At 66.5% G+C, this 12523-nt stretch carries 9 protein-coding genes; 3 read left to right on the top strand and 6 right to left on the bottom strand.

The features are described 5' to 3' along the window. Positions 1-56: 56 nt before the first annotated feature. Positions 57-1139, bottom strand: a complete 1083-nt coding sequence (gene ychF / locus U0177_RS17855; protein ID WP_409572013.1) for a redox-regulated ATPase YchF — start codon at positions 1137-1139, stop codon at positions 57-59. Between the two features lie 386 nt (positions 1140-1525). Between ychF and U0177_RS17850 the strand changes: the two genes are divergently transcribed. Continuing rightward, positions 1526-2188, top strand: a complete 663-nt coding sequence (locus U0177_RS17850) for an RNA polymerase sigma factor (RefSeq protein ID WP_409572012.1) — start codon at positions 1526-1528, stop codon at positions 2186-2188. Between the two features lie 17 nt (positions 2189-2205). After that, a complete protein-coding gene (locus U0177_RS17845) occupies positions 2206-3984 on the top strand; it encodes a DUF5667 domain-containing protein (RefSeq protein WP_409572011.1) in 1779 nt (592 codons plus the stop codon). Positions 3985-4058: 74 nt separating this feature from the next. Here U0177_RS17845 and ndk read toward each other — a convergent pair whose 3' ends face one another. The 5 genes from ndk to U0177_RS17820 all read right to left on the bottom strand — a co-directional run bounded on the left by ndk (position 4059) and on the right by U0177_RS17820 (position 10638). Beyond that, complete coding sequence (ndk, locus tag U0177_RS17840; RefSeq protein WP_409572010.1) at positions 4059-4508, bottom strand: nucleoside-diphosphate kinase; 450 nt, start codon at positions 4506-4508, stop codon at positions 4059-4061. Positions 4509-4653: 145 nt separating this feature from the next. Next, positions 4654-5001, bottom strand: a complete 348-nt coding sequence (locus U0177_RS17835; protein ID WP_409572009.1) for a roadblock/LC7 domain-containing protein — start codon at positions 4999-5001, stop codon at positions 4654-4656. Positions 5002-5033: 32 nt separating this feature from the next. Beyond that, entirely contained in the window at positions 5034-9173 is a 4140-nt protein-coding gene (locus U0177_RS17830) for a tetratricopeptide repeat protein (RefSeq protein ID WP_409572008.1), read from the bottom strand. 389 nt (positions 9174-9562) lie between these two features. Next, positions 9563-9955 carry a response regulator gene (locus U0177_RS17825; RefSeq protein WP_409572007.1) on the bottom strand — a complete coding sequence of 131 codons (393 nt, stop codon included), beginning with the start codon at positions 9953-9955 and terminating at the stop codon, positions 9563-9565. Between the two features lie 320 nt (positions 9956-10275). Continuing rightward, the gene (locus tag U0177_RS17820; RefSeq protein WP_409572006.1) at positions 10276-10638 is read right to left on the bottom strand and encodes a hypothetical protein; all 363 of its coding nucleotides are present in this window, start codon (positions 10636-10638) and stop codon (positions 10276-10278) included. A gap of 406 nt (positions 10639-11044) precedes the next feature. On the opposite strand from U0177_RS17820, the gene U0177_RS17815 reads away from it, so the two are divergent. Continuing rightward, positions 11045-12523, top strand: coding sequence for a phosphotransferase family protein (locus U0177_RS17815; protein WP_409572005.1), 1479 nt, complete (start codon positions 11045-11047; stop codon positions 12521-12523).

Genomic DNA, 12523 nt, shown 5'->3' with positions numbered 1-12523 from the left:
CAGGCAGTCGGCGGCGCGCAGGTCTTCTGGCAGCCGGCTGCCTGCTGCTCACTGGGCTAGACATTAAACAGGAAATGGCACACATCGCCGTCTTTGACGATGTAGGTTTTGCCTTCCATGCGCACGGTGCCCTGTTTCTTGGCCTCGACCATCCCGCCGGCGCGGATGAGGTCGTCGTAGGCCACCACTTCGGCACGAATAAAGCCGCGCTGGATATCGGAGTGGATCGCCCCGGCAGCTTCGGTGGCCGGCGTGGCGCGGCGGATCGTCCACGCGCGCACCTCGTCGGGGCCGGCCGTGAGAAAGCTCATCAGCCCGAGCAGGTTGTACGACGAGGCGATCACGCGGTCGCGCGCGGCCTCGCTGATCCCCAGGTCGTCCATGAACACCTGCGCGTCGTCGTCGTCGAGCTGGGCAAGCTCGGCCTCGATCTTGCCGGCCAGCGCCACCACGTCGCTCTGGCGGTGCGCATAGGCGAAGTCCGGCGGGCTTTTGATCTGCGCCTCGCCGATGTTCAGCACCAGCAGCAGCGGCTTGGCCGTAAGGAATTGGTAGCCGCGCAGCAGCCGGGCCTCGTCGTCGTTCAGCTCGACATCGCGCACCAGCCGCCCGCTCTCGAGCTCGCCCTGAAGCTTCACCAGTAGGTCGCGCTCGACGATGCGCTGCTCGCGATCCTTGCTCGACATCTTGCCGATCTCGGCGTTCAGCTTGGCCAGCCGCCGCTCGATGATCGCCATGTCGGAAAACGCCAGCTCGAGGTCGACCGACTCGACGTCGCGGGCCAGGTTCACCGATCCCTCGGGGTGCGCCACGTCGTCGTCTTCAAAGGCGCGCGCTACGTGCAGCAGCGCGTCGGCCCCGCCGATGTAGTTCAGCAGCGCCGGCGGCAGGCCGCCGCCTTGGCCCGCGCCGCTGCTGATGCCGCCCACGTCGACAAACTGAACGTCGGCGGGAGTGGTCTTCTTGGGGTTGAACATGCGCGCCAGCACCGCCAGCCGTGGATCGGGCACCTTCACCGTCGCCACGTTCGGCTCAAGCTGCCCCGAGGCGTAGGCGGTGGTTTCGGCGGTACCGCGCGTCAGCGCATTGAACACAGTGGTTTTGCCGCTATTGGGCAAACCGATAATCGCAATCTTCATCTGGTATCCTCTGGCAAGCGCCTGGCGCCTGTCGTATGCAGCGAAACGCAGTATAGCGCGCCACTCTCAATCGCGCAACTGTGCGAAAACCGCCGCGCAGATCGTTCTAGTGTATACCAAATTATTTCCCGGCCGTGCGGCAGAGCTGCTACGGCTATGAGTAAATCATCAGGTCTATGTAACATAATCTTAACCGGCGCTGCCCTTACGGTTTCGGCCTCGTTCAGCTATAATGGTACAAGCATACAAACAGCAGCTTAACGAAGTTTTATCTTTAGTCGTTTTGTGAGCGTAACTTCTGGACGAGTCGTCGCGTTGGTATTGGTAAGACCTATCAGCGCACGGCGTCATCGCTGCCAGCCACGCACACAGGCGCCGAGAACGATATGGTCAGTGAATCGGAGCTGGAGTTACCAAAAATCATCGCACAGGCACAGCGGGGCGACGCCGGCGCATTCGGCGATCTGTATGCCAAATACGCCGGGCTGATACTACGATACCTGTATGTACGTGTGCGCGACCAGGAAGGCGCCCAGGATCTCACGCAAGAGGTGTTCGTCCGGGTGATCAAGGGTATTGGCGGGTTTGAGTACCGTGGCGAGAAATCGTTCCTCGGCTGGCTCTACACCATCGCCAACAACGTCTTGATTGGCCAAGCCCGCCGCAAGCGCGCCATATCGACGCCCTTGGACGAAAACATCGAGCTGGTCGACCCGCGCGGGCAAGACGAGGTTCTCTCGATCTACGACCGCGTGGCATTGCAGCAGGCGATCAGTCAGTTGACGCAGGATCAGCAGCAGGTGCTGACGCTGAAGTTCTTCGCCGACATGACCAACAACGAGATCGCGGTAGCAATCGGGCGCACCGAGGGGGCCGTCAAAGCCTTGCAGCACCGCGCGCTGCAGTCGCTCCAGCAGCTGATGGCCCGCGAAAACCAGGATCTGCTCGCCACGCGCGAGGTTGGCGGCGAATCGTGGAGTGGCTGGGACGAGCCGTTCCGTTCGCGAACGGTTGGCATCGACGATCTGAATAGCACGGATCGCCACTAGGCTAGGATACTCTGCATATGCAGATGAAGGAACGCAGCTTACCCGAGAGCCTGCCTGATGTTCTCGATCAGGCTCTCGCGCAGCTCCACTCGGGCGCAAGCGTCGAGGATTGCCTCGTCAGCTACCCCGAGCATGCGGCTGCGCTCGAACCACTGCTGCGCGCCGGCGATCTGCTCAACGCCCAGGCGACCATCCCGCTGCCGGCGGAGATGGAAGATTGGCTTGCGACTGGCGCCCACGATTTTGCCGCCATTGCCGCCCATATGGCCCCAAAATATGCGAAGCCTCCGCAGACAACCCGCCAGCGCGCACGAGCGACCGCGCAGGCACAGCACTATTTCGATGATGTTCTCGACCTGACGATCGCGCGGGCGCGCCGCGGCGAATCGATCGAGGCCTGCCTGGCCGATTACCCCGAGCAGGCGGCGGCGATCGATCCGCTGCTGCGGCTTGGCACGCGGCTGTATACCGATACGACGGTGCCTCTGCCGCCCGAGCTGGTGGCATGGCTGCCAACCGGCCGGCGCGAGTTTATGACGATCGCCGAGCAGCTGGCGCCGCGCCAGGCGCTCGCACGCCAGCGCTCCGCCGCGCGCCGACTCACCGCGCAGCGCGCCGCCGTTGCGGTGGTGGTGGTAGGCCTGATGATGGGCGCGGTCGACTCGGTATCGGCGCAGAGCCTGCCGGGCGATACACTCTACCCCTGGAAGCGCGCCAAGGAAAATATTTCGCTGGCGCTCGTGGCCGACCCGGCCGAGCGCAGCCAGCTGCTGGTCGAGTATGCCAACCGCCGGCTCGACGAATTCAATAACCTTGTGGCAAACGGCCAGACGGTCGACGCGACGCTGATCGCCGAGACGCTCAATAGCATGCTCGCGAACGTCGAGGATGCCATCGACGCGAACCAGCAAGCGCCGCGCGCCAGCCTGCGCAACGAGGCCGACACGCTGGTGCAGCAGGCACAGCGCGCGATCCAGGCGGCGAAGACAACGCTGCCGAATAGCGCGGCGTCGCTTGCGTCGGCCGAGCAGCAGGCCAGCACGCTCAAGCAGCAGATTGCGGCGCTTCCCGAGGTAACGCCAACGCCGGACGGGACAACGCCCGCGCCCGGCAGCACCAGCGAACCAGCGCAGGGCAACCAGTCGAATGGCGGCGGCCGCGCGCGCCCGACCAATCAGCCGGCCGTGGTGAACCCAAGCTCCGGCGCGACGGGCGCGCCAACCGATGCGGGCGCGCCAACCAGCCCGCTGGCGCCGACAAACACGGCGACGCCGCTGCCGGGCGACACGGCGACGGCGCTGCCGGCTACCGCCGCACCAACCAATACGGCCACCGCCGACCCAGCCACCGCAATTCCGCCGACGGTGGAAGCGAGCCCGGCGCCATCTGATACTCCGGTCAACACACCGGTGCCAACCAGCGCGCCGACAAACACGCCGGTTCCGACGGCAACAGCTGTGCCGGTGACCGAGGTGCCAACCGAGCCGCCGCCGCCCACGGTGCCGCCGACAACGCGACCAACACGCGTGCCGCCGACCGACACGCCCGTGCTCACCGACGCGCCGCCGACCGACACGCCCGTGCCCACCGACGCGCCGCCGACCGACACGCCCGTGCCCACCGACGTGCCGCCGACCGACACGCCCGTGCCCACCGACGTGCCGCCGACCGACACGCCGGTGGCTGCTCCGCTGGCGAATACCGATACGCCGCTGCCGCCCAGCCCAACCCCGGCGGCGCCGATTGGCCAGCAGCCGAGCAGCGGGTTGCCTTCGGCCTCGCGGCCACGCCGCTAGCCCGCGCTCGCAACCAGACCAACAGCAACGCCCCTGGCCGCTCGCGGCCAGGGGCGTTGTGGCACAGGCGGCGATTACTCGTAGATCCAGCGATCGGTGCTGCGCTCGAGCTCGACAAGCTCGTTCGCACCAAAGAACAGCGCGACTTCCTTTTCGCCATTCTCAGGCGAGTCCGAGGCGTGGATCAGGTTGCGGCCAATCTCCACGGCGTAATCGCCGCGAATAGTGCCGGGTGCCGCCGCCGACGGATTGGTGGCGCCAACTGTGTTGCGCACCGTCGCGATGACATTTTTGCCGGTAACAACCGCGACAACCACCGGGCCAGACGTGATGTACTCGACCAGGCCGGCGAAGAACGGCTTGCCTTCGTGCACGGCGTAGTGGCGGCGCGCCAGCGCGTCGTCGATGCGCATCAGCTTCAGGCCGGCCAGCTTCAGGCCGCGCTGCTCAAGGCGCGTCAGTATCGGGCCAATCAGCCCGCGCTGCACGGCATCGGGCTTCAAAATAATCAGCGATCGTTCCATACGTTTGTAACGAAGCTCCTTTCTGAACGTTCGACATGGCATATCCTACCACAGGACAGGCGGCTTCAGCGTGTTTAGCAGGCCAATGCCCGGCATCGCACCACGAAGCCGGGCACTGACGATCGCGCGCTACGCCTGGGGCAAGCTAGATCGGTACCGCTTCGCCAATACGCTTGGCGGCACGGCGCATCTCCATTTTTACCAGGCCCAGATTAACCATCCGCTGCGTAATCACCACCAGTATCAGCTCTTTCGACTCAAGCATCAGAATCGAGCCTTGCTCAGCATCGATGATTGTATCCATCAGCATGCCGACACCAATTCGCTTGGTGGCTTTATCGATCTCGCCAAAGACGGCAGCCGACATGGCTCCGAGGATTTCGGCATCTTCCTCATCCATCAGGGTGCTGGCGACCACCAGGCCGTCTTTGCCGACAAGCAGGCTGCCAATCACGCCTTCGACTCGAATGAGGTCTTCGACGATCCGCCTCATGATAGTAGCCTTTCCTTTGGTGGGTTGACGAGTTAACGCGTGCCGCGAGGCCCGCCAAGTGTCCAGCTATATTCATCGATCGCCTCGCGCAGCCGGCCCTGCTTCGCGTAGACATCGCCGAGCACGCGGTGCAGACCAGGCAGCAGGCGGGCATCGTCGCTGTAGGCGATCATGTCTTGCAGCTCGCTGCTGACCTGATCGAGCATACGGTTGTGCTTGACCAGGTGGCGATACTGCTTGAGTGCAACGTCGGGCATGCCGATCTGGCCGACGACGCGCGCCACCGAGAGGCGCAGCACATCGTTGTCGGGCTCGCTCTCGAGCTGGCGCAAAAATGCGTCGATGATGTCGTTGCCGGTTGATGTGATCTGTGCGGCATCGGCCATGCGCGGCGGCCGGGCCGGCGCGGCCGGCTCTGGCGCGCTCGGCACTTCTGCTGCCGGCACGGCTTCCGGCGCGCTCGGCGCTTCTGCTGCCGGCACAGCTTCTGGTGCGCTCGGCGCTTCTGCCACTGGCGCGGTTTCCGGCACAGCTTCTGGCGCGCTCGGGGCTTCTGCCACTGGTGTGGCTTCCGGCGCCGCGCTGTACGGCGGCTCGGTAGGCGGCACACTCGCAGCCTCGGCCGGTGGCGCGGCTGGGGCTTCGCCCAGACCGAGCGAGGCGATCTCCTCTTCGGAGAGCCCAAGCTCGTTGAGCGAGAACGGCGTCAGGTTTGGCTCATCGGCGGCCGGCGCTGGCTCGGAAGCGGGCGGCGTGGGCGTGCTCTCGCTGAGCCCCAGCGCGCTGATCTCTTCATCGGAAAGCCCCAGGTCGGCCAGCGAGAACGGCGCCATAGCAGCCGGCTCGGCGGCCGGCTCGGCGTCGGTGTCGGGCAGCAGATCGAGGTCGCGCGGGAATGGCGTGCGCGGCTCGGCGGGCGGAGCCGGCGCTTCGGGCGGCGGCAGATCGTCGTCGGCCTCGGCGTACTCGGCGTCCATATCGATGACCTCGTCGCCGTCGCGGATCTCGATGTGCGCCTCGTGCAGGCGCTGGCCGATCTCCTCGATCCGCTCGGCCTCGGCCTCGGGATCTTCGACATTGGCGATAATATCGGCGATATCGATATAGCCCTGCTGGCGCCCCAGCGCAATCAGCCGGTCGAGCACCAGGTCGCCGCTGGTGACCATGGCGTCGCCCGGATCGCCTGCGGCCGGCGGCTGACTCGGCGCCGAGCGCGACCAGTTCAGATCGCCGCCGTCGAGCCCTTCAAGCTCTTCTTCAGTCAGGCCCAGCCCGGCCTCGCCATCGACATCGCCGGCGCTCAGGCCAAGCGCGCTGATCTCCTCGTCGGAGAGGCCCAGGTCGGCCAGCGAGAACGGCTTGAGATCGCTGACAATCAGCGACTCGTCGTCTTCGACGCCGGGGAGCGCGCCGGCTTCGGCAAGCGGCTCGACGGAGAAGTCTTCGGCGGGGGCAGCGTCGGGCTCCTCGGCGGTTTCGGCGGGCGTGTCGCCCATGCCCATCGCCGCAATCTCTTCGTCGGAGAGGCCCAGGTCGGCCAGCGAGAACGGCTGCACCTGGCCAGCTGCCAGCGCGTCCTGCAGGTTGTCGATCTCGGGCGCGGCGCCGGGCGCCTCGGGCGCTTCGGCGGGTGTTTTGCCCATGCCCATCGCCGCAATCTCTTCGTCGGAGAGGCCCAGGTCGGCAAACGAGAACGGTTGCACCTGGCCGCTGGCCAGCGCGTCCTGCAGGTTGTCGATCTCGGGCGCGGCGCCGGGCGCCTCGGGCGCTTCGGCGGGTGCCTCAGACGCTTCGGCGAATGTTTCGCCCATGCCCATCGCCGCAATTTCTTCGTCGGAGAGGCCCAGGTCGGCCAGCGAGAACGGCTGCACCTGGCCGCTGGCCAGCGCGTCCTGCAAATTGTCGATATCGGGTGCGGGCGCCGCATGCGCAGGCGCCTGGGGCGATGCGGTATCGGCGTCGTCGCGCAGCGACACATCGTCGAGCGAGAACAGGCCCAGATGCTCATCGGGCGTAATCGACACGTCGGGCAGCGGCGGCGGTGGCGGCGGCTCGATGTTTTCGTGCTGCTGTTTCAGCTTCGAGAAGATCGAGACATCGGCGCCGGGCGGCTCTTCGGCCATCGGCCTGATAAAGCCCGGTTCGGGCTTCTGCGCGGCCTGCTGCCAGCTAAAGCCGCGCGGCTCGCCGCCTGTCTCGTCGAGCGCGGCATCGTCGGCGGCTGCGGGTGGTGCTGCGGGCGGCGGCGTGTCTTCGAGCGAGAATGGCTGAAGCGCGGACGGCAGGCCGCCGAAGTCGTCGGCGCGGGCCTCGCCGCCAAAGTCGATCTCATCGATCGAGAATGGCTGCAGGTCGAGCGGCAGCTCGTCGGCCGGCGTTTCGGGCGGCGTGGGCGCGGCGGGCCTCCCCGACGCGGCGTCTAGATTGTTCAAGCCAGCGATCTCGTCGTCCGACAGCCCGAGATCCGCCAGCGAGAATGGCGTCATATCCGGCTCGGCGGCGGGCGCAGGTGGCGCAGGCGCGGCCTCGGCGGCGGGCGAGGCATCGAGATTGTTCAAGCCGGCGATCTCGTCGTCCGACAGCCCGAGATCCGCCAGCGAGAACGGCGTCATATCCGGCTCAGCGGCGGGCGCAGGTGGCGCGGGCGCGGCCTCGGCGGCGGGCGAGGCATCGAGATTGTTCAAGCCGGCGATCTCGTCGTCCGACAGCCCGAGATCCGCCAGCGAGAACGGCGTCATATCCGGCTCAGCGGCGGGCGCAGGTGGCGCGGGCGCGGCCTCGGCGGCGGGCGAGGCATCGAGATTGTTCAAGCCGGCGATCTCGTCGTCCGACAGCCCGAGATCGGCCAGCGAGAACGGCGTCATATCCGGCTCAGCGGCGGGCGCGGGTGGCGCGGGCGCGGCCTCGGCGGCGGGCGCAGCATCGAGGTTGTTCAAGCCGGCGATCTCGTCGTCCGACAGCCCGAGATCGGCCAGCGAGAATGGCGTCATATCCGGCTCGGCGGCGGGCGCGGGTGGCGCAGGCGCAGGCTCAGAGGCGGGCGAGGCATCGAGATTGTTCAAGCCGGCAAGCTCGTCGTCCGACAGCCCGAGATCCGCCAGCGAGAATGGCGTCATATCCGGCTCGGCGGCGGGCGCGGGTGGCGCAGGCGCAGGCTCAGGGGCGGGCGAGGCCTCGGCGGGGGCCGGGCGATCGAGCGAGAGCAAGCTCGCCAGAAAATCGTCCATATCCATGCTCGTCGAGGGCTGTGCCGGGGGTGCCGGGAAGGCCGGCGCGGTTGGCTCCTGATCGAGCCACGACGACGCGAACACCGGGCCAGCCTCGGTGGGAGTGCCGACCGGCGTCACCGCCTCCATGGGGCGGGTCGCGGCGAGAGTTTCGTGCTCTTCGGCGGCACGGCGGCGGCGCCAGGCGGCCTCGTCCCACTCATCGAGCATTGGCTCGGCCGGCGCGTGGTCGGGCAGCGGGTCGAACAGCATCCGCGCGACGCTCTGGTAGGGATCCATCCGGCTGGCGGCCTCCCAGAAGCGCTCGCCCTCGGGGCGGCCCGACGACATCAGCAGATAGCCGAGCAGCAAGTTCGCCTTGAGCGACTCAGGGCGCTCGGCGAGGATCTCGCGGCACTGATCGATCGCCTCTTCTTCCTGGCCATCGCGCCACAGTGTCTCGGCCAGCGCGACCTTCGCATCGAAGCGCTGGGGCTGCTCGGCGATCACCTGGCGAAACTCGCTGATCGCCTGGGGCAGCATATGGCCCTTGGCGTACAAGCGCGCCAAGCCGGCGCGGCTCAGGCGCAGCTGGGCATTTTCGCTGCCCCAGCCTTCGGTATACAGGCGCAGCAGCTGGCTGCGGATCTCGGTCATGTCCGGCTTGATCTCAAGCGCCAGCTCAAACTCGGCGATCGCGCGATCGAGATGATTCTGGCGCTCGGAGGTAATACCGAGGCCAACGTGCGCGGGGATGTTCTCGGGATCGGAGCGGAGCACGCGCTCGAACGACTCCTGTGCGCGGTCGAGCTGGCGATTGGCGAGGTGCGTTTCCCCAAGAATCCGGTAAGCCTCGAGGTTGTCGGGGTAGGTGTCGAGAATATGCTGCGCCAAACCAATCGCCCGATCGAGATCGTTGCTTTCGAGCGACTGCCGAGCTTGATCGTAGGCTGATTGCAGGCTCATGCTTGCCATGTCGATCCTCCCGCTGCTGAGTCAGCGCGACGGCTTCAAGTGTAATCTTTTACGAGTTGAACGGTGTAGGTTCGTTCCGAAGGCAGAATAGCGCCCTATAATGTGTAAAGCTATGCGGGTATTATATCGCAAGCGTCAAGGCGTTGCAAGGGGATGCGGCACACAAGATTGTGCGGCGTGGCACGTGGCGGCGATTGTAACACGGAAAAAAGCGCCATGCAACCACTGTGGCGGGCGGCGGGCCAGCGCTGGTGGCTGCCCTGAGGCGCGTGGGCGCGTACCGGCACCAGGAAGCGCCTGGCGCAGCGCCAGGCTGCCATTGCGCGCGGCACATGCGGCGAGCCGGCGCCGGGGCGACGTACGGCGGAGTGTAAACTATTTCATGCCTGCTTGCCATTCACCTCGCGATCGAGCGGGAGCAGCAGGCGCATCTTGCGCAGCAGCCGGCCAAACTCGATCGGCTTGGTTTCGTACTCGTCGCAGCCGGCGTCGAGCGCGCGCATACGGTCGTTCGAAAGCACATAGGCCGAGAGCGCGATGATCGGGATGCTGCGCGTGGCGGGCATGGCCTTCAGCTGGCGCGTCGCCTCCCATCCATTGATCAGCGGCAGCCCCAGATCCATCAAGATAAGATCGGGCTGCTCGGCCAGGGCCAGGCTAAGGGCTTGCTGGCCGTCGCTGGCGAGGATCACCGCGAAGCCTTCCCAGCCAAGCCGCCGCGCGATCATATCGCGGTTCAGCGCCTCGTCCTCAACGATCAGAATGCGCGCCATGGTACCTCCTCCGGAGCGTCACTGCCCCCCACGCTTGAGTGCAACGTATATCGGTAGTGGAAGAAGACGCGGCGCGGCCTGAAAAGTCACAGCGCTGCCGCAGGCAAAGCTGCGCCATGTGCGCCACATAGGCACAGAGACAGGCGCGCGAGCACCGAGCGCTGTACGCAGGCTCAATGCTCGCGGCGGATCGCGTGGGTATGCACTCATACCCGGCGTGTTTGGTATTGCAGGTTTTCAGCACGCCGCGCAGCCGGGCCGCACGGCGTGCTGAAGGGTTTTCTCAGAGCCTGTTTGCATTGGGCAGCGTAGGCCAGTGCTTACACCACCAGAGTCTGGCGCGCCTCGTAGACGCCCCAGCCGATATACCCCAGCCCAAGCACGCAGCCCAGCCACAGCTCAAACGGCTCGCCGCTGAACGGCACTACGCTGTTTGGCGCGGTGCCCTGAGCCAGCGCGCCAGTGCATGCCGTCAGCAGAAAGCCACCGGCCAGCGCCGGCAACAGCGCCCAGAGCGAGTAGCCCTGCTTCGCAACAAACCACAGCACCGCTAGCACCACCACCACAAGCGCTGTTAGCCATAAGCCCGCCGTCGGCATCTTCATAAACAACAGCATCCCATACAATACGGGCAGCAGGCTTGCGATTGCCTTCCAGGGGTTCAGCATACCATCGGTCAACATGTGCACCTCCGTCGGTTCGGCCCGATTGGTCGCATCCGGGCTCGGCGTGCACGGGCGCTACGCCGGGCCCTGCGGTGGTATTTGAAGAAACGAATTTGGCGGCTATACGGATACGGCTAGTATTCATGTCGCGCCGCGAACAGCAAGGCTCATGCAGCGTCGACCCTCACCCCTTCTCCCGCATGCGGGAGAGGGGGATTATTGTTGGCCGTGTGGTGCGGTCGCGGCGGCGACGCCCACACGAGGAGGGTCGAAAGACCTTGCACGAGCCCTGAGCAGCAATAGCAGGCCGTTGCGCAAGGCAATAAGGTATGCTACACTCGAACGTGCCCAGTCTGCCCGCACAATTAAACAAAAGATCGCCGGATCGTTCCGCAGCCCGATCCCGTCGTGAAAAGGAACAGCCATGGCTACCGCCGTCCACGGCGCAGCTTTGTCGACCCATGCAGATTCCGCGATCGATCCGGTGGCAAGCCCGGTGCTGCAGCGCGAGCTGCCTGGAATTGCCGATGCGTTCAACGAACAGCACATGCGCGACTGGTTGCAAGTTGCACTGTTCGATCAGCAACATGCGTACCATCCGATCGACAATTGCGAGGTTGAGCAGGCCACGTATTTGCCCGGCGAGGGCTGCGTGGTGCGCTACCTGCTGACACTCGGCGGCGCCGGCGCGCCCAGCGAGCCGCTGCTGGTGAGCGGGTATGTGTTTGGCGACGCCGAGCGCGCGGCCGCGTTCTTTCACGAGCGGCTGGAGCCGCTGGCGGCGCGTGCCGGCAACACGCCGTTCGCCCGGCCGATCGCGCTGCGCGACAGCCCCGCCATGGTAGTGTTCGCCTACCCGATCGACGCCGACGTGCCCGAGCTGATCGATGCCAACGACGGCGCACTCATGCGCGCGCGGCTCGCGCCGTACCTAGGCGCAATCGCGCCTGCCGGCGCGCAGATTGTGAGCTGCCGCGCCGAGCTGGTGGACTACGGGCGCCAGCGCCGGGCCACGCTGCGCTACTACCTGGGCCTCGACGGCGCGGCCGATACGATCGTGTATGGCAAACTGACGGGCGATGGCAGCGGCGCGCTGGCCGGCGACGTGAGCGCGGCACTCCGCGAGCTGGGCCAGCACGGCGCCACCGGCGCGCGGTTTGGCGCGCCGCGCGTGCTCGACTGGCTGCCCGACCTGAAGCTTTCGCTGCTCGAGACGCTGCCGGGAAAAGATATCATTGGCGATCTGCTGAAGGCCCGGCTACGCGATAAGCCCGCGCCGAGCGATGTGCCATCGCTTGAGGAGGCAGTCGAGGCGTGCGCGCGCATCGCGGCGGCGCTGCATACCTCGGGCGTCGCGCTTGGCCCGGCCCGCACGCCGGCCGACGAGCTTGGCCGGCTGAGCGCGGCGCACGCGCAGGTGCAGCGGATCTCGCCCGAGCTAGGCGCGCTGCTCGCGCCGTGGTACGACCGGCTGGTGGCAGCCGAGGCGCAGAGCCAGGCGCTCGCGCTGTGCTTCAACCACGGCGACTTTACGGCCGGGCAGGTGCTGTTCGACGGGCACGCCTGCGGGCTGATCGATTTCGACTCGGTGTGCCAGGCCGAGCCGGCGCTCGACATTGCCCAGTTCCTGACATACCTGACCGTCGGCGGGCAGAAATCCAAGCGGACGGCCGAAGAGACGCGCGCGATCTTCGCGGATCTGACCGCGCGGTTTGTGAATACATACCTGGCGACGGCGGGCTACTCGGAGGGCGACGCGAGCCGGCTGATGGCGCGCGTCGAGGTGTACCGCGGCATCAGCTTGCTGCGGCGCGTGCTGCGCAGCTGGCAGAAGATGAAGCCTGGCCGCATCGCCGGGGCGCTGGCGATGATGCAGGAGGCGCTGGCGCCGCTCGGCGCGTGA

The sequence above is a fragment of the Kouleothrix sp. genome (assembly GCF_046328425.1).
Classification (GTDB): Bacteria; Chloroflexota; Chloroflexia; order Chloroflexales; family Roseiflexaceae; genus Kouleothrix.
The sequence above is the reverse complement of the archived record's forward strand: the minus strand, read 5'-3'. Positions and strand labels throughout refer to the sequence as shown.

Bases quoted from the DNA above. Each gene is read 5' to 3' on its own strand.
- U0177_RS17815 (WP_409572005.1), top strand. From the start codon at position 11,045: ATGGCTACCGCCGTCCACGGCGCAGCTTTGTCGACCCATGCAGATTCC.
- U0177_RS17850 (WP_409572012.1), top strand. From the start codon at position 1,526: ATGGTCAGTGAATCGGAGCTGGAGTTACCAAAAATCATCGCACAGGCA.
- U0177_RS17820 (WP_409572006.1), bottom strand. From the start codon at position 10,638: ATGTTGACCGATGGTATGCTGAACCCCTGGAAGGCAATCGCAAGCCTG.
- ychF (WP_409572013.1), bottom strand. From the start codon at position 1,139: ATGAAGATTGCGATTATCGGTTTGCCCAATAGCGGCAAAACCACTGTG.
- U0177_RS17825 (WP_409572007.1), bottom strand. From the start codon at position 9,955: ATGGCGCGCATTCTGATCGTTGAGGACGAGGCGCTGAACCGCGATATG.
- U0177_RS17835 (WP_409572009.1), bottom strand. From the start codon at position 5,001: ATGAGGCGGATCGTCGAAGACCTCATTCGAGTCGAAGGCGTGATTGGC.
- ndk (WP_409572010.1), bottom strand. From the start codon at position 4,508: ATGGAACGATCGCTGATTATTTTGAAGCCCGATGCCGTGCAGCGCGGG.
- U0177_RS17845 (WP_409572011.1), top strand. From the start codon at position 2,206: ATGCAGATGAAGGAACGCAGCTTACCCGAGAGCCTGCCTGATGTTCTC.
- U0177_RS17830 (WP_409572008.1), bottom strand. From the start codon at position 9,173: ATGAGCCTGCAATCAGCCTACGATCAAGCTCGGCAGTCGCTCGAAAGC.